The organism is Variovorax sp. VaC1 (assembly GCF_043658315.1).
In the GTDB taxonomy this organism is placed as follows: Bacteria; Pseudomonadota; Gammaproteobacteria; order Burkholderiales; family Burkholderiaceae_C; genus Variovorax.
This window is the reverse complement of record NZ_JBIGLT010000002.1, coordinates 443,168-459,407: the sequence shown is the minus strand read 5'-3', so window position 1 is coordinate 459,407 and position 16,240 is coordinate 443,168. Positions and strand designations below refer to the sequence as shown.

General features: G+C 67.3%; 19 protein-coding genes. 8 read left to right on the top strand and 11 right to left on the bottom strand.

Annotated elements, in window-relative coordinates; all coding sequences use genetic code 11:
- Nucleotides 1-21 precede the first annotated feature (21 nt).
- The 3 genes from ACGLHS_RS09155 to ACGLHS_RS09145 form a co-directional block, all read right to left on the bottom strand.
- On the bottom strand, nucleotides 22-396 hold the full coding sequence (locus ACGLHS_RS09155; RefSeq protein ID WP_093238092.1) for a hypothetical protein: 375 nt from the start codon (nucleotides 394-396) through the stop codon (nucleotides 22-24).
- A 54-nt stretch (nucleotides 397-450) separates the two neighbouring features.
- The gene (locus ACGLHS_RS09150) at nucleotides 451-615 is read right to left on the bottom strand and encodes a DUF1328 domain-containing protein (RefSeq protein WP_013543146.1); all 165 of its coding nucleotides are present in this window, start codon (nucleotides 613-615) and stop codon (nucleotides 451-453) included.
- Between the two features lie 190 nt (nucleotides 616-805).
- Nucleotides 806-2,128: a CHASE3 domain-containing protein gene (locus tag ACGLHS_RS09145; protein WP_093238093.1), complete on the bottom strand. Its 1,323-nt coding sequence runs from the start codon at nucleotides 2,126-2,128 to the stop codon at nucleotides 806-808.
- Nucleotides 2,129-2,258: 130 nt separating this feature from the next.
- Here ACGLHS_RS09145 and ACGLHS_RS09140 point away from each other — a divergent pair, with 130 nt between their 5' ends.
- Nucleotides 2,259-2,891, top strand: a complete 633-nt coding sequence (locus tag ACGLHS_RS09140) for a response regulator transcription factor (protein ID WP_007837167.1) — start codon at nucleotides 2,259-2,261, stop codon at nucleotides 2,889-2,891.
- Nucleotides 2,892-2,931: 40 nt separating this feature from the next.
- On the opposite strand, the gene ACGLHS_RS09135 is transcribed toward ACGLHS_RS09140, so the two are convergent.
- Complete coding sequence (locus ACGLHS_RS09135; RefSeq protein ID WP_093238095.1) at nucleotides 2,932-3,336, bottom strand: response regulator; 405 nt, start codon at nucleotides 3,334-3,336, stop codon at nucleotides 2,932-2,934.
- Between the two features lie 234 nt (nucleotides 3,337-3,570).
- Between ACGLHS_RS09135 and ACGLHS_RS09130 the strand changes: the two genes are divergently transcribed.
- On the top strand, nucleotides 3,571-5,589 hold the full coding sequence (locus ACGLHS_RS09130; protein ID WP_394478925.1) for an AsmA family protein: 2,019 nt from the start codon (nucleotides 3,571-3,573) through the stop codon (nucleotides 5,587-5,589).
- 30 nt (nucleotides 5,590-5,619) lie between these two features.
- Here ACGLHS_RS09130 and ACGLHS_RS09125 read toward each other — a convergent pair whose 3' ends face one another.
- From ACGLHS_RS09125 to gpmA, 3 genes are all read right to left on the bottom strand, one after another.
- Entirely contained in the window at nucleotides 5,620-6,381 is a 762-nt protein-coding gene (locus ACGLHS_RS09125; RefSeq protein WP_394478923.1) for a HesA/MoeB/ThiF family protein, read from the bottom strand.
- Nucleotides 6,382-6,462: 81 nt separating this feature from the next.
- Nucleotides 6,463-7,905: a S41 family peptidase gene (locus tag ACGLHS_RS09120; protein ID WP_093239371.1), complete on the bottom strand. Its 1,443-nt coding sequence runs from the start codon at nucleotides 7,903-7,905 to the stop codon at nucleotides 6,463-6,465.
- Between the two features lie 103 nt (nucleotides 7,906-8,008).
- Nucleotides 8,009-8,752 (bottom strand): 2,3-diphosphoglycerate-dependent phosphoglycerate mutase, encoded by a 744-nt coding sequence (gpmA, locus tag ACGLHS_RS09115; protein WP_093238098.1) that lies wholly within the window; start codon nucleotides 8,750-8,752, stop codon nucleotides 8,009-8,011.
- Nucleotides 8,753-8,857: 105 nt separating this feature from the next.
- On the opposite strand from gpmA, the gene ACGLHS_RS09110 reads away from it, so the two are divergent.
- The 6 genes from ACGLHS_RS09110 to nadA all read left to right on the top strand — a co-directional run bounded on the left by ACGLHS_RS09110 (nucleotide 8,858) and on the right by nadA (nucleotide 13,298).
- Complete coding sequence (locus ACGLHS_RS09110; RefSeq protein WP_394479879.1) at nucleotides 8,858-9,241, top strand: rhodanese-like domain-containing protein; 384 nt, start codon at nucleotides 8,858-8,860, stop codon at nucleotides 9,239-9,241.
- A gap of 21 nt (nucleotides 9,242-9,262) precedes the next feature.
- Nucleotides 9,263-9,523: a glutaredoxin 3 gene (gene grxC, locus ACGLHS_RS09105; protein ID WP_394478920.1), complete on the top strand. Its 261-nt coding sequence runs from the start codon at nucleotides 9,263-9,265 to the stop codon at nucleotides 9,521-9,523.
- 206 nt (nucleotides 9,524-9,729) lie between these two features.
- A complete protein-coding gene (secB, locus tag ACGLHS_RS09100) occupies nucleotides 9,730-10,194 on the top strand; it encodes a protein-export chaperone SecB (protein ID WP_093238102.1) in 465 nt (154 codons plus the stop codon).
- Nucleotides 10,195-10,219: 25 nt separating this feature from the next.
- Nucleotides 10,220-11,263, top strand: coding sequence for an NAD(P)H-dependent glycerol-3-phosphate dehydrogenase (locus ACGLHS_RS09095; protein ID WP_394478918.1), 1,044 nt, complete (start codon nucleotides 10,220-10,222; stop codon nucleotides 11,261-11,263).
- A gap of 27 nt (nucleotides 11,264-11,290) precedes the next feature.
- Complete coding sequence (gene nadC, locus ACGLHS_RS09090) at nucleotides 11,291-12,169, top strand: carboxylating nicotinate-nucleotide diphosphorylase (RefSeq protein ID WP_394478916.1); 879 nt, start codon at nucleotides 11,291-11,293, stop codon at nucleotides 12,167-12,169.
- Between the two features lie 7 nt (nucleotides 12,170-12,176).
- Nucleotides 12,177-13,298 (top strand): quinolinate synthase NadA, encoded by a 1,122-nt coding sequence (gene nadA, locus ACGLHS_RS09085; RefSeq protein WP_394478914.1) that lies wholly within the window; start codon nucleotides 12,177-12,179, stop codon nucleotides 13,296-13,298.
- A 126-nt stretch (nucleotides 13,299-13,424) separates the two neighbouring features.
- On the opposite strand, the gene ACGLHS_RS09080 is transcribed toward nadA, so the two are convergent.
- From ACGLHS_RS09080 to panB, 4 genes are read right to left on the bottom strand one after another with little or no spacing between them, the layout of a single operon-like run.
- Nucleotides 13,425-13,787 carry a 6-carboxytetrahydropterin synthase gene (locus ACGLHS_RS09080; protein WP_394478912.1) on the bottom strand — a complete coding sequence of 121 codons (363 nt, stop codon included), beginning with the start codon at nucleotides 13,785-13,787 and terminating at the stop codon, nucleotides 13,425-13,427.
- Nucleotides 13,788-13,822: 35 nt separating this feature from the next.
- Nucleotides 13,823-14,461: a 7-carboxy-7-deazaguanine synthase gene (gene queE, locus ACGLHS_RS09075; protein WP_394478910.1), complete on the bottom strand. Its 639-nt coding sequence runs from the start codon at nucleotides 14,459-14,461 to the stop codon at nucleotides 13,823-13,825.
- Nucleotides 14,458-15,300, bottom strand: a complete 843-nt coding sequence (gene panC, locus ACGLHS_RS09070) for a pantoate--beta-alanine ligase (RefSeq protein ID WP_394478908.1) — start codon at nucleotides 15,298-15,300, stop codon at nucleotides 14,458-14,460. Before panC ends, queE begins: the two co-directional genes overlap by 4 nt.
- 9 nt (nucleotides 15,301-15,309) lie before the next feature.
- Complete coding sequence (gene panB, locus ACGLHS_RS09065) at nucleotides 15,310-16,203, bottom strand: 3-methyl-2-oxobutanoate hydroxymethyltransferase (RefSeq protein ID WP_394478906.1); 894 nt, start codon at nucleotides 16,201-16,203, stop codon at nucleotides 15,310-15,312.
- Nucleotides 16,204-16,240: the final 37 nt, after the last annotated feature.

Here is a 16,240-nt window from a genome sequence, read left to right as displayed (position 1 = left end):
GTGGAACGGGCTGTCAGCGGATCAGTAGTCGTCCCGGCCGCGGCGGCTGGCCAGCACGATGAGTGCGGTGATGGCGGCGCCAGCAGCGGCGGCGATCAGCACCGAGCGCACCGGCTGGTCGGAGATGTAGCGGCCGGTCACGTCGGCGGCCTTCTCGATGCGGCGCTGCGCGCGGGCGCTGGTGGTCGATGCGGCGTCCAGGCCGCGCTGCACGGCCTGCTGCACGCGGGCTGCCAGCTGCTCGACCGCCGGCTCGGTGTCGCGGCGCAGGTCGCGGACCTTTTCGCCCGCCGCATTCACCGCGTTCTGTGCATAGGCGCGGGTCGATTCGACGGCGTCGTTGGCGGTCTGGCGCGCGTCATCAGCAAGCTGCGAGGGGGTCTTGGTCGTGTTCATGTGAAAGTCCTTTTCGGGAAGATGAAATGCGGGAGCCTGTGGATCGTAACTACGCTACTTGCGTCGTAGCAAGCCGGCCAGGAAGCTGGCGATGGCAAGGACGGCGAAGATCACGAAAAGGATCTTGGCGATACCGACCGCGCTGGCGGCAATGCCGCCGAAGCCGAACAGCGCGGCGATCAGCGCGATGACCAGAAACACCACTGCGTAATGCAACATTGCGGAACTCCTTCGAGGATGCCCTCGTTGTTTTGATGAACGGCGATCCGCCCCCTTGGAACGAGGAAGCGGATGGCTTGGTGCAACCTTAATTGGCGCCCCGTGCGGGACCTGTCAGCGGCCGGGGACGCGGTGCGTAGGAGATGGCCGAGTCACTTCGCGTGGCCCCGTGCGAGGCGCGCGCGGGCCTTCAGGCGCTTGGCTTGACGACGGGCAGCATCGCGCTCAGTCGCGTGCCACGGCCCGGCGTCGACGTGACGGTGAGCTTGCCCCTGGCCGCTTCCACCCGGTGGCGCATGCCTGCCAGGCCGTGCGTCGAGGGCCGCATGCGCTGGGCGTCGAAGCCCTTGCCGTTGTCCGCCACTTCCACGATCACGTGGTTCTCGTAGTTCTTCATCACTATGGTGGCTTCGCTGGCCTCGGCGTATTTGCCGATGTTGGTCAGGCTTTCCTGCACCATGCGGTAGATCGTGAGCTGGCGCGACTCGTCCATGGTCACCGGTTCCAGCGCCATCTCGATCTCCAGGCCCGAGCGCTCGGCGAACTCGCGGCCCAGGATTTCCAGCGACGCGACCAGCCCGAGGTTCGACAGCGAGGAGGGCCGCAGGTCTTCGATGATGCGGCGCTTGAGCGCGATGCCGCTGTTGAGCAGCTCGGTCAGATGCTGCAGGCGCTGGATGGCGTCGGGCGAATCCGCCAGCCGCGACTTGAGGCGCGCCACGTCGAGCTTGGCCGCGGTCAGCAGCGAGCCCAGCTCGTCGTGCAGTTCGCGCGCCAGGTAGCCGCGCTCGGTTTCGCGCACGTCCTGCAGGTGGGTGGCCAGTTCGGCCAGCGAGGCGGTGCGCTCGCGCACTTCGTCTTCGAGGGCATTGCGCTCGCGTTGCAGGGCCTCCTGCTGCCGCTCGCCGATGGAGCGCAGCGCGTGGGTCTGGCGCAGATAGAGAAAGAAGGCGAGCAGCGCGGCCAGCGCCACGATGGCCGTGCCGATGCGGGCCAGCTGCAGCGACTTGAGCACCTGCACCTGGCTCTGGTGCAGGGTCTCGTTGCTGATCTTGACCAGCTCGCCCGCCGTGGCGCGGATGGCGTCCATCTCTTCGCGGCCGACGTCGGTGGTGATGACGAACTTCCAGGCGTCTTCCTTGCCGTCCTGGCGCAGCCGCACGCTCATGTCCATCTCGGCGATCTTGCGCAGCACGTGCTTCGACAGCTCGGCCAGCTGGGCGAGTTCGGCCGGCCGGTCGGCATACAGCTGGCGCAGGTTCGTGAGCTGGCCGTCGACCTGCTTGACCGCCGTGTCGTAGGGTTGCCGGTAGCTGGCTTCGCCGGTCAGCAGGTAGCCGCGCTGGCCGGTTTCGGCGTCGAGCATGTTCTGCAGGATCTGGTTGAGCGTGCCGCGTACCAGCTGGGCCTCGTTGATGTCGGCCAGGGCACGGCTCGACTGCCGGTAGCCGGCCTCGTTGATGCCGACGAGGGCCAGCGCAGCCAGCGCCGCGAGCAGGAGGCTCACGGCCATTCTTGGAGGGGCTAACCAGTGCATGAAACTTTCAAATCCGCTTGCGACGCAAGTTCGTGAATAATTGATAACAATCAGGGACCGGCATGTTGCGGCGAGCATGCGCGCAACACAACGACGAAAGTAACAGATGATCAAAATTGGAATTGTGGACGACCACGCCATCGTGCGATCGGGCCTCCGGCAGTTCTTCTCCGAGCACGTGGACCTGCGCGTGGCGGGTGAGGCAGCCAGCGGCCGCGAGGCCATCGAACTGGTGCGCACCACGGAGCTGGATGTGCTGGTCATGGACCTTTCGATGCCGGGGCAGAGCGGAATCGACGCGCTGGCCATGATCCGCGCCAAGGCGCCGGATGTCGGCATCCTGATCCTGAGCGGCTATCCGGAAGAGCACTACGCGATGAACCTGATCCGTCAGGGCGCGAGCGGCTACCTGAACAAGGAGTGCGATCCGATCGAGATCGTCAACGCCATCCGCACCATCTCGCTGGGCCGCCGCTACATCACGCCCGCCGTGGCCGAACTGCTGGCGCGCCAACTCGACCGCAAGGACGACGCGGCACCGCACGAGCAGCTGTCGGAGCGCGAGTTCCAAGTGTTCCTGAAGCTGGCCAAGGGCGAGACGGCGGGCGACATCGCCAAGACGCTGTCGCTGTCGGTGAAGACGGTGAGCACGTACCGCACGCGCCTGATGGAAAAGATGAATCTCTCGTCCAACAGCGACCTGACGTACTACGCGCTGAAGAACAAGCTGATCGACTGACCGTTGCATAAGGGTGGAGAAGAGGCCCGGTGCGGCTTCTTCATCCCGCCTCGGGCGAAGCGCGCAATGCCTTGGCCTGTGCCAGGCAGAACTCGACCAGCGCATCGATCTCGTTCGATTTGTCGAACACCGCATCGACACCGAACTCGGCGCAACGCCGCCGGATGTCGGGCGTCGCATAGTTGCTGAGCACCACCACCTTCTGGTCCGGCCCGCGCGCCTGGCAGGCCTGCAGGACACCCAGGCCGCTGCCCTGCTTGAGGAAGAGATCGACGATCGCCAGGTCCCATTCGGCGCCGTGGCCGAGCAGCCATTCGCGCGCGTGGTCTTCGGTTTCGGCGAAGCCGACGACCGTGGTACAGGTGAGCTCTTCCAGCGTGCCAATGAGGTTTTCGCGGATCGTGAGGTTGTCTTCGACGACGTATGTCTGCAATCTGGAATCCATGCCGAACCACGCTTCCTCTGACGTTGGCAGGTGCATCCGAAGCGCCCCGCTGAGGGAATGCCTGCACGTGGACATTGAGGCTTTCCCGTCGCGCATCATGAAGGGTTCGTGGGCCGAGTGTTGTAGGCGCGTTCCGACGCGCGCCGGCGGGGGCGCATCCGTAGGCGATGCCGCACGGTTCGTGAGGCCCATCGCCGACCCGGCACCCGCAACCATTGAGGTATTCACTTGAACATGGCAACGCACATTCTTCGCACCCGGCCGTGGCCGATCTGGCTGAAGCTGCTGGTGTCGCTCGTGCTGCTGCTCGCCGCCTTGCTGGTCGCGCTGGTCTTCTTTCCGTGGGATGCGCTGCGCGAACCGGTCAACCGCTACGTGAGCGAGAAGACGGGGCGCAAGTTCGAGATCACGCGGCGGCTCGATGTCGACCTGGGCTGGCGCACGGCCACCGTCAAGCTCGACGGCCTGGCGTTCGCCAACCCCGAGTGGGCGCGCGACCCCTACCTCGTGAAGGCCGATCGCGCGGAGTTCGACATCCGCATCTGGCCGCTGGTCGCCCGCAAGATCGACATTCCGCGGCTGGCGCTTTTCTCGCCCACGGTCGGGCTGCAGATGGAGCAGGACGGGCGCCGCACCTGGGCGCTCGGCAAGGACACCTCCGACTCGGGCACCGTGCCCAGCATCGGGCTCATCCAGGTCGACACCGGGGCGATCGACTTCCTGGCCAAGCACCTGGGCGTCGACCTGCATGCCGACCTGAGCTACGACTCCAGCCGTGGCGCGTTGCCGCTCAGCTACCGCATCAAGGGCCGCTACAAGGGCCAGCCGCTGACGGCCAACGGCCGCACGGGCAACGTGCTGCAGATCAACGCCGCCGGCGCGCCGCCCTTTCCGGTGGAGATCAACGCCGCGGCCGGGCAGACGCAGCTCAAGGCCAGCGGCACCGTCGCCAAGCTGGCGGGGCTCGATGGCATCGACGCCAGGTTCGAGCTCAAGGGGCAGACACTGGGCGCGCTGTTCCCGCTGCTCGGCATTGCGCTGCCGCAGACCTCGCCCTATGCGCTGAGCGGTGACCTGAGCAAGCGCGGCAAGCTGTGGTCGGTGGCCGGCCTCAAGGGCAAGCTGGGCCTGTCCGACATTGCCGGCGACATGCGCTTCGACCAGGCCGGCAGCCTGCCGCACCTGGCGGGCGACCTGCGCTCGAAGGTGATGGACATGGACGACCTCGGGCCGCTCGTTGGTCTGCCGCCCACGGCACGCACGGCCAACGCGGTGGAGGGCGTGGCGCCCCCGCCGACGATCACGCAGGTCAAGCGCCCGGCGGGCGGCAAGGTGTTGCCCACGGCGCCGCTCGATTTCGAGCGCCTGCGCGCCATGAACGCCGACGTGAAGTACACGGCCGAGCGCATCCGCAACGTGCGCGAGATGCCGCTGGACAGCGGCAGCGTGCAGGTGAAGCTGAACGACGGCGTGCTCGCACTCGACCCGCTCGACCTGGGCGTGGGCGGCGGCAAGCTGGTGGGGGCCATCCGCATCGATGCGGCGAAGAATCCGGCCGACATCCGCGCCTCGCTCGATCTGCGCGGCATGCAGCTGGCCCGCCTGTTCCCCAAGCTGGAAACCACGGGCAACAGCGTGGGCCGGCTCGACGGCCGACTCAACCTCTCGGGGCCGGGCAGCTCGGTGGCCAACTGGCTCGGCGGTGTGTCGGGCGACGTGGCGGTGCTGTCGGGGCGCGGGCAGTTCGGCAACCTGCTGCCCGTGTTCGCGACGCTCGTGGGGGGCGACATCATCAAGTTCTTGCTGCGTGGCGACCGCAATGTCGAGCTGCGCTGCGCGGCCATCGCCTTCGACGTCAACAAGGGGCTGATGACCGGGCGCACGCTCGTGGTGGACACGACCAATGCCGTGTTCACCGCCAGCGGGCAGGCCAACCTGGCCAAGGAGACGCTCGATTTCGTGGTCCACCCGGAGCCCAAGAGCAAGAGCATTCTTTCGATCCGCACGCCGCTGGTCGTCAGCGGCACCTTCGGTGACCCGAAGGGCGGCCTCGAGATCGCGCCGCTGGCGGGGCGGGGCCTTGCCGCGCTGGCGCTCGGCGCCATCAATCCGCTGCTGGCGCTGGCCGCGACCATCGAGACCGGGCCTGGCGAAGATTCGGATTGCAAGGGCGTGCTGGCGGGAGCGAACCGGCCGACGGCCGGGGCCGCGGCCAATGGCGCCGCGAGGGCGAAGGGCGCCCGGCAGCCCTGATGCCGGCCCGCGCCGCCAGGGTCGAAAAGATCAGGCGGCGCCGGGGCGCTGCGCGCAGACGCTGCAGTGCGGGTCGCGCGCCACGCGCAGCGTGTCGAACGCCGTGCTGCGGCCATCGAACATCAGCAGCTTGCCCGCCAGCGACGGGCCGATGCCGGCGAGCAGCTTGAGCGCTTCGCTGGCCTGCAGCGTGCCGATGGTGCCGACCACGGGGCCGAACACACCGAGCACCGCGCAGCGCGTTTCTTCAAAGGCCGCGTCGGGCGGGAACAGGCAGGCGTAGCAGGGGGAGGCCGCATCGCGCGTGTCGTATACGCTCAACTGGCCGTCGAAGCGGATCGCCGCGCCCGCCACCAGCGGCTTGGCATGCGCCACGCAGGCGCGGTTGACGGCATGGCGGGTGGCGAAGTTGTCGCAGCAGTCGACCACCACGTCGGCCTCCGCCACGAGGCGCGACAGCAGCGCCTCATCGGCACGCAGGGCGTGCGTTTCGATGGCGATGTCGGGGTTGATGTCGCGCATGGCCTGTGCGGCCGATTCGACCTTGGGACTGCCGACGCGGGCATTGGTGTGGGCCACCTGCCGCTGCAGATTGGTGAGGTCGACGTCGTCGTCGTCCACCAGGGTGATGTGGCCGACACCGGCGGCGGCAAGGTAAAGCGCGACCGGAGAGCCCAGCCCGCCTGCGCCGATCACCAGGGCGCGCCCGGCGCTGACGCGCGCCTGCCCGTCGATGCCGAACTCTTCAAGCAGGATGTGGCGCGAGTAGCGCAGCAGGTCACGATCGTCCATGCGCGCTTCGGTTCTCGCGAATGAGGAAGCGAAACCGTCGACGGCGCGAACCGCACTGTGCGTGCGGTCCGGTCACCGGCTTCAGTTTTCCTTCTTCTCTTCCTTGTTGTCGACGATCACCTGCGTCTTGCTGACCAGCACCGGCTGGCCCTTCAGGCGGTTGAGCGCCTGCACCAGCGGGAAGTCCTTGTCGGTGCCGAACTCGGGCACCTTGCGGTCTTGCGGCGGCTTCTTGGCTTCTTCTTCGAGGCGCTTGCGTGCCTCGTCGCGGGCTTTTTCGCGTTCCGGGTCCTTGGTCTCGGGGCCCTGGCCGCTGGCCAGGTGCTTTTCGAGGTCGGCCTCGCGCATGCGCAGGGCTGCGAACGGGCTGCCTTCGGCGCTTTCGTCGACCAGCACGTTGGGCACGATGCCCTTGGCCTGGATCGAGGTGCCGCTCGGCGTGTAGTAGCGCGCCGTGGTGATCTTCAGGCCGGTGTCCGGTCCGAGCGGGCGCACGGTCTGCACCGAGCCCTTGCCGAAGGTCTGGCTGCCCATGATGGTCGCGCGCTTGTGGTCCTGCAGCGCGCCGGCCACGATTTCGCTGGCGGAGGCCGAGCCTTCGTTCACCAGCACCACCAGCGGCACGGTCTTCAGGGCCGCAGGCAGGCTGCGCAGCGGGTCGCTGCCGGAGCGGCGCTGGTAGTACTCGGGGGCCGCCTTGTAGACCGACTTGCTCTCGGCAAGCTGGCCGTCGGTGGTCACCACCGTGACGTTCTCGGGCAGGAAGGCCGAGGACACGGCCACGGCCGCGTCGAGCAGGCCGCCCGGGTCGTTGCGCAGGTCGAGCACCAGGCCCTTGAGGTTCGGGTCTTCCTTGTACATCTCGTCGATCTTCTTGACGAAGTCGTCGACGGTGCGTTCCTGGAATTGCGACAGGCGGATCCAGCCGTAGCCGGGTTCCATGATCTTGCCGCGGACCGATTGCGTGCGGATTTCCTCGCGCGTGATCGTGACCGGGAAGGTGCGGCTCTCGTCCTTGCGGAAGATGGTCAGCAGCACCTTGGTGTTGGCTTCGCCGCGCATGCGCTTGACCGCCTCGTTCAGCGACAGGCCGCGCACGGCGGTGTCGTCGATCTTGGTGATCAGGTCATTGGGCTTGAGGCCGGCGCGGAAGGCCGGGGAGCCTTCGATGGGCGAGACGACCTTGATGAGGCCGTCTTCCTGCGAAATCTCGATGCCCACGCCGACGAATCGGCCCGTGGTGCCTTCCCGGAATTCCTTGAAGGACTTCTTGTCGAAGTACTGGGAATGCGGGTCGAGCCCGGCGACCATGCCGGAAATTGCATCGGAAATGAGCTTCTTCTCGTCGACCGGTTCGACGTAGTCGCTCTTGACCATGCCGAAGACGGCAGCGAGCTGCTGCAATTCTTCGAGGGGAAGCGGCGCAAGCGAACCGCGTGCGACCGTCTGCAACGAGACGGTGGTCAAGACGCCTGCTACGGCGCCGGCGGCGACCCAGCCGGTGATCTTCAGTTTCTGGCCCATCATGAGTGATTGTCCTTGTCGGCGGCTGTCGAACCAATATACACAGCTTGGAAGCAAATTGTTTGCCGGGGTTCCACGGGGGAAGCGGCACGCGGGGTTTTCTTCAGCCTTTGCCTTGCGAGGCCACCGCGGCGGCGGCCTGTTCGGCTGCGGCGGCGTCGCCGAGGTAGTAGTGCCGCAGGGGTTTGAGGTCGTCGTCGAGCTCGTAGACCAGCGGGATGCCGTTCGGGATGTTCAGGCCGACGATGGCGTCGTCCGAGATGCCGTCCAGGTATTTCACCAGCGCCCGGATCGAATTGCCGTGGGCCGCCACCACCAGGCGGCGCCCGGTGCGGATGGCCGGCGCCATCGATTCGTTCCAGAACGGCAGCACACGCGCCACCGTGTCCTTCAGGCATTCGGTGAGCGGAATCTGCTCGGGCGACAGCTTGGCGTAGCGCACGTCGCCGCGCTCGCTGCGCGGATCGTCGGCTTCCAGCGGCGGCGGCGGGGTGCCGTAGCTGCGGCGCCAGACCAGCACCTGCTCGTCGCCGTACTTCTTGGCGGTTTCGGCCTTGTTCAGGCCCTGCAGGCCGCCGTAGTGGCGCTCGTTCAGGCGCCAGGAGTGCACCACCGGCAGCCAGGTGCGGTCGAGCTCGTCGAGCGTGTGCCACAGGGTGCGGGTGGCGCGCTTGAGCACGCTGGTGTAGGCGACGTCGAAGTCGTACCCCTCGGCCTTGAGCAGCCGGCCGGCCTGCTTGGCCTGGGCCACGCCGGTCTCGGTCAGGTCGACGTCCGTCCATCCGGTGAAGCGGTTTTCGAGATTCCAGGTCGATTCGCCGTGACGGATCAATACCAGTTTGTGCATGTGGGAGGCCTTTGGCTGCGCTTGCGAAACCTCGCATTCTAAAATCCCCGGTTTGCCATTCAAGGAACCCCCGTGAAATTGATCGAATTCGTCACCGCGAACTGGATGCTGATCCTGATCGCGCTCAGCTCGGGTGCCATGCTGGCGTGGCCGCTGGTGCGGGGAGCGGGCGGCGGAACGCTCACGGCCCAGGGCGCCGTGCAGCTCATCAACCGCGAGCGCGCCGTGCTGGTCGACGTGCGCGAACCGGAAGAATTCGCCACCGGCCACATGATCGGCGCGAAGAACGTCCCCCTGAACCAGCTCGAAGAAAAGCTGGCCGCCACGGTCAAGAACAAGACCGTGCCGCTGCTGCTGGTCTGCGCCACCGGCGCCCGCGCCCAGCGCGGCGTGGCCATGGCCAAGAAGCTGGGTTACGAGCAGGCCCAAGCCGTGGCCGGCGGGCTGAAGGCCTGGAAAGAGGCTAACCTGCCCGTTGAAAAGGCCTGAAACCTCCCCGAGATACAGCGTATGCAAGCAGTCAAGATGTACACCACCGCCGTTTGCCCCTACTGCACGCGTGCGAAGCAAATCCTCAAGTCCAAGGGCGTCGAGCAGATCGAAGAGATCCGCATCGACACCGACCCTCAGGCCCGCAGCACCATGATGGAGATCACCCAGCGCCGCACGGTGCCGCAGATCTTCATCGGCGACACCCACGTGGGTGGCTGCGACGACCTGATGGCGCTCGACGGCCGTGGCGGTCTGGTGCCCCTTCTTCAGGGCGCATGAATAGGCTCTCCCCCAGGCTCCGCGCACTTCGTGTCGCTCCTCCAACCCCCTCGCCGGGGGCAACACCAGCGGCCCGGCAAAGCCGGTTCCGCGGTGTTTCACGAATGAGCCTCATCGTGGGGCGATAATCGTTTGCTCATTCATCTGCAGCCCGCTGCGGGAACCTCTCCCCGGCGGGCATTGTTTTGATCCTCGAAAGTTCAGCCATGGCCGACCAGCAAGCCCAAGATCCCGTTTTCCAGATCCAGCGCGTCTACCTCAAGGACCTGTCGCTCGAACAACCCAATTCGCCCGCGATCCTGCTGGAGCAGGAACAACCCACCGTCGACATCCAGCTCGGCGTGGACGCCCAGCCCGTGACCGACGGCATCTTCGAGATCACCGTGTCGGCCACCGTGCAGACCAAGATCGGCGAGAAGACCGTGTTCCTGGTCGAAGCCAAGCAAGCCGGCATCTTTGAAATCCGCAACCTGCCCGAAGAACAGATGGGCGCGATCCTGGGCATCGCCTGCCCGCAGATCGTCTACCCGTACCTGCGCGGCAACGTCGCCGACGTGATCCAGCGCGGCGGCTTCCCGCCCGTACACCTCGCCGAAATCAACTTCCAGGCGATGTACGAGCAGCAGCAGGCACAGGCCGCCGGCCAAGCCTCGCCGACCCTGGCTCAGTAAACCGGGCACAACGCCGCCAACGCCGATGAAGATCTGCGTTCATGGCGCCGGTGCCTGGGGCACGGCAGTCGCCGTCAATGCGGCGGCTCGCCACGAGGTCACGCTCTGGGCGCGCGATGCGGCCCAGGCCGACGTCATTTCGAAGGCGCGCGAAAACACCCGCTACCTGCCGGGGCTGGCTCTGCCGGCCTCGCTCGCCGTTCGTGCAGGCGACATCCGTCAGGCGCAGGCCGGCGCCGACCTCGTCATCGTGGCCACGCCCATGGCCGCCCTGCGCGAACAGCTCATCGCACTGCGCGGCACGACCGCGCCGGTGGCGTGGCTGTGCAAGGGCGTCGAGCCCGCGCTCGACACATCCCCCACATCCTTCGGCCTGCTCGCCCACGAAATATGGGCGCAGGTTGCTCCTGATTTAAGAGCGGGCGTTCTCAGCGGCCCCAGCTTTGCGCAAGAGGTCGCCGAAGGGCGTCCGACCGCGCTGGTGGCCGCCAGCCCGCATGCGGCGGTGCGCGACGCGCTGGTCGACGCCTTCCACGGCCCGGCGCTGCGCGTCTACGCCAACGACGACATCGTGGGCGTCGAGGTCGGCGGCGCGGTCAAGAACGTGTTCGCCATTGCCACCGGCCTGTGCGACGGCCTTGCGCTGGGGCTCAACGCCCGCGCGGCGCTCATCACGCGCGGCTTGGCCGAAATGACGCGCTTCGGCCTTGCGCTCGGTGCGCGGGCCGAGACCTTCATGGGCCTCTCGGGCCTCGGCGACCTCGTGCTCACCTCCACCGGCGACCTGTCGCGCAACCGCAAGGTCGGGCTGCTGCTGGCCCAGGGCCGCACGCTGGCGCAGGCCGTCGATTCGCTCGGCCACGTGGCCGAAGGCGTTTACTGCGCGCGCACCGTGGTGCAACGCGCTCGCGGCCTGGGCATCGAAATGCCCATTGCCGAAGGCGTGGTGGCGCTGCTGGACGGCCGCGTGAGCCCGAAGGACGCCGTGGCCGCACTGACCGGGCGCGACCCGGTGCCCGAATCGGTTCAGCCCGGCGCAGCCGCGGCGAACCCCCGCCATTCCCCCTGACAAGACTGTTGAAGACAAACAAGAGCCATGAGCCCTCGCTTTGATTTTTCTGCGTCGGCCGTGGCCACGCTGGCCCTGGCCGATGCCACGCGTGCATTGCAGGAAGACGTCGCCGATGGCGACCTCACCGCCTCGCTGGTAGCCCCCGACCGCCGTGCCCGCGCCCGCGTGCTGGCGCGCGAATCCGCCGTGCTGTGCGGCGCACCCTGGGTCGAGGCCACGTTGCGGCAGCTCGATCCGCAGGCCCGCATCACCTGGCTGTGCGGCGAAGGCGAGCGCTGCGCCGCCGACCAGACCGTGCTGGAGATCGAAGGCGCTGCTCGCGCGCTGCTGACGGCCGAGCGCACCTCGCTCAACTTCCTGCAGTTACTGAGCGCTGTCGCTACCAAGACCGCCGTGTATGCCGATGCCGTCAAGGGCACCCGGGCCCGCATCGTCGACACCCGCAAGACCCTGCCGGGCCTGCGCCTGGCGCAGAAGTACGCGGTGCGTACCGGCGGCGGCCTGAACCACCGCATCGGCCTTTACGACGCGGTGCTCATCAAAGAGAACCACATCGCCGCAGCCGGCGGCGTGGCCGCAGCCCTGCGCGCGGTGGCGCCAGTGGCCGAACGCGCGGCCTTCGTCGAGGTCGAGGTCGAAACGCTTGCCCAGTTGCAAGAGGCGCTGGAAGCCGGCGCGCGCATGGTGCTGCTCGACAACATGGACCTGCCTACGCTGCGCGAGGCGGTTCGCATCAACGACGAAGCGGGCCATGACCGCAAGGCCGTGCTCGAGATTTCGGGCGGCGTGACACTCGACGGCCTGCGCGCCCTGGCCGAGACCGGCGTTGATCGCATCTCGGTCGGCGCGTTGACCAAGGATGTGAAAGCCATCGATTTCTCGATGCGCTTCCAGGAAGGCTGACCCCCGCATGGCGTCCTCTCTCGTCATCGATGTCGACTACGAGCAGCCCACGGCGCTGCAGGGCGCGGCCTGCGACACGCGCCATGCCTGGGCGCGCGTGCCGCCCGAGCCGTCGCCGGACGAACGCGTTGCGCTCAAGGCGCGCATTCGCCGCCTGCTGCGCGAGCGCAATGCGGTGATGGTGTCGCACTTCTACGTGCATCCCGACCTGCAGGACCTGGCCGAGGAAACCGGCGGCATCGTGAGTGATTCGCTTGAAATGGCGCGCTTCGGCCGCGACCATGCCGCGCAGACGCTGGTGGTGTCGGGCGTGCGCTTCATGGGCGAGACCTCGAAGATCCTTTCGCCCGAAAAGCGCGTGCTGATGCCCGACCTGGACGCGAATTGCTCGCTCGACCTGGGCTGCCCCGTCGAGCAGTTCAGCGCCTTCTGCGACCAGCACCCTGACCGCACCGTGGTCGTCTACGCCAACACCAGTGCGGCCGTGAAGGCGCGCGCCGACTGGCTGGTTACCTCAAGCTGCGCGCTCGACGTGGTGAACGCGCTGCATGCGGCGGGCCAGAAGATCCTCTGGGGCCCTGACCGCCACCTGGGCGACTACATCCAGCGCCAGACCGGCGCCGACATGGTCAGCTGGAACGGCGCCTGCATCGTGCATGACGAGTTCAAGGCACTCGAACTCGAGTTGCTCATGAAGGAGCACCCGAAGGCGAAGGTGCTGGTGCATCCCGAATCGCCATCCGACGTGATTGCGCTGGCGGACGCGGTCGGCTCGACCTCGGCCATCCTGAACGCGGCGCAGCGCATGGACGCGACCGAATTCATTGTGGCTACCGACACCGGGATGCTGCACAAGCTGCGCACGCTGAACCCGGGCAAGACTTTCATCGAAGCGCCCACCGCCGGCAATGGCGGCACCTGCAAGAGCTGCGCGCATTGCCCGTGGATGGCGATGAACGGACTGGTGGAACTGGCGAATGCGCTGGAGACGGGCGCGGGCGAGATTCACGTCGACCCGGCGCTGGGGCTGCGGGCGCGGGTGCCGATCGATCGGATGCTGGCGTTCACGGCAGGGTTGAAGAACGGGCAGGCGCCCGGCAGCCTCGTCGCCGGCATCGGCGCTGCCTGAGAGCCTGTTGTCTTGCTCCTTCCCCCTTTGGGGGAAGGTTGGGATGGGGGCAGGCAGAGCGCTCGATGGATACGCCGCTTACCCCCACCCCAGCCCTCCCCCGGAAGGGGAGGGAGAAAGAAAAACCTAGAAGTCCACGGTGCAGGAATCGCCCAGCGCCTCACGCCAGACCTTCACCCGCGCCAGCGAAGCCCGCAAATCCGGCAGCGCACCCGCAATGAACACGCAAAGGTTCTCCAACGTCGGCGGATGCAACCCCGCCACATCGTCCAGCAGGTGATGGTCAAGCTGCTCGCGCACATCCTCCAGCCGCCGACGCAGCAACCCCAGGTCGATCACCATCCCCGTCACCGGATCGCGCTCGCCCGCGAGCCAGACTTCGGCGTGGTACGTATGGCCGTGGATACGGCGGCTGCCTTCGACTTCGATCTCGCGCTTCAGCGTGTGAGCGGCGTCGAAGAAAAAGCGTTGGCTGATGGTGAAGCGCATCGTCAAAAAAGAAACTCGAAAATAAAAACCGTCACTCAGCGGATGCCGGTGATCTTGTGCGTCTGCACGCTGAGCCGCCATGCCGGCTGGCGCATGCATTCGGCAATGCACAGCTCGGTGTTCGCGACCCGGTCGGGCCCGTCCATCGGTTGCAAAAAGCGGTGCGTGAACTCGCCGGTGCGCGCCATCGTGTCGAGGTCGAATTCGGTCTGCGGCCATACCAGTTTCAGCTCCTGTCCACGCTGCTGCACCCACGGCGCACCGGCCTTGGGGCTGATGCACAGCCAGTCGATGCCCTCGGGCGCGACCACCGTGCCGTTGCTCTCGACCGCGATTCGAAAGCGCCGTGCATGCAGCGCATCGACCAGTGCCGCATCGACCTGCAGCAGCGGCTCGCCGCCCGTCAGCACCACCAGCCGGTGATCGGCGTCGCCGGCCGGCCATTGCGCGGCGATGGTGTCGGCGAGCAGGTCGGCGGTCTTGAACTTGCCGCCCAGCGTGCCGTCGGTGCCCACGAAGTCGGTGTCGCAGAAACGGCAGACGGCACTGGCGCGGTCTTCCTCGCGGCCGCTCCAGAGGTTGCAGCCCGCAAAGCGGCAGAACACGGCCGGCATGCCGGCCTGGCCGCCTTCGCCTTGCAGGGTGTAGAAGATTTCCTTGACGCTGTAGCTCATGGCGTTGCGAAGGCCTCGATCTCCAGGTTGTCGATCAGCCGCGTGGTGCCCAGCCGTGCCGCGGCCAGTGCCACCAGTGGTTCGCCGGCAGACGGGGCCTGCAGGTCCGAGCGGCGCCGCAGCACAAGATAGTCCGGTTGCCAGCCGCGCTGCGAGAGCGCCTGCATTGCCCGCGCTTCGATCGCGGCCAAATCGCGTTCGCCGGCGTGTACGGCCGCAGCCATCGCCTTGAGCGCTTGCGACAGCTGCACGGCTTCGGCGCGCTCGGCTTCGCTCAGGTAGCCGTTGCGCGACGACAGTGCCAGCCCGTCGGCGGCGCGGAAGGTCTCGCCGCCGACGATCTCAATGGGCAGCGCGAACTGCCGCACCATATGGCGAATCATCATCAGCTGCTGGTAGTCCTTCTTGCCGAACACGGCCACGCGCGGCTGCACGCACTGAAAGAGCTTCATCACCACCGTGCACACGCCGGTGAAGAAGCCGGGCCGGAAGTGGCCTTCGAGGATGTCGGCCAGCGCCGGATCGGGGTGCACCTTGCAGGTCTGCGGCTCGGGGTAGAGCGCTTTCTCGTCGGGCGCGAACAGCACGTCGCAGCCTGCGGCGCGCAGCTTCTCGCAGTCGCTGTTCCAGGTGCGCGGGTAGGTGTCGAAGTCTTCGTGCGGCAAAAACTGCAGGCGGTTGACGAAGATGCTCGCCACCGTCACGTCGCCCAGCGGCTTGGCCTGCTTCACGAGCGCCAGGTGGCCGTCGTGCAGGTTGCCCATGGTCGGCACGAAGGCCGGGCGCTTGAAGGCCGCCAGGTGGTTGCGCAGGTCGGCGATGGTGTGTGCGATGTACATGAACAGTCCTTACCAGGCGTGGAGTTGATCGTCGGGAAAGCTGCCGTCCTTCACCGCATGCACATAGGCCGCCAGGGCCTGCGCGATGCTCGAGGAATCGGCCATGAAGTTGCGCACGAACTTCGGCATGCGGCCGAGGTTGATGCCCAGCATGTCGTGCAACACCAGCACCTGGCCGGCGGTGGCCTTGCCGGCACCGATGCCGATGGTGGCGCAGTGCGTCAGCTCGGTCGTGAGTTCGGCGGCCAGCGCGGCGGGCACCATCTCGAGCACCAGCATCGTCGCGCCCGCATCCTGCAGCGCATGGGCCTGCTGCTTGAGCAGGGCGGCGGCTTCATCGCCCTTGCCCTGCACGCGGTAGCCGCCCAGCGCATGCACCGTCTGCGGTGTCAGGCCCAGGTGGGCGCACACCGGGATGCCGCGCTCGACCAGGAAGCGAACCGTCTCGGTGGTCCAGCCGCCGCCTTCGAGCTTGACCATGTGGGCGCCGGCCTGCATCAGCACCGTGGCGCTGCGCAGCGCCTGCTCGCGCGATTCCTGGTAGCTGCCGAAGGGCAGGTCGGCAATCAGCCAGGCCGTGCCTTGCACGCGGCGCAGGCCACGCGAGACGCTGTCGGTGTGATAGCGCATGGTGTCCAGGCTCACGCCCACGGTGCTGTGCAGGCCCTGGCAGACCATGCCGAGCGAATCGCCGACCAGCAGGCAGTCGATGCCCGCCGCGTCGGCCATGGCCGCGAAGGTGGCGTCGTAGGCGGTCAGCATCGCGATCTTCTCGCCGCGCGCATGCATGTCGGCCAGGCGCGGCAGGCTCACGGGCTTGCGCGAGGCGGGCGCCGAGGCCGGCGGCAGGGTGCCGTAGGGCGAGGCGGTCTGGGCCGATGGGGTTGGGGTGGTGGTCGACATGGTTGGGTTTCTCCCTGCGGGCGTCGGTGGCCGGGCA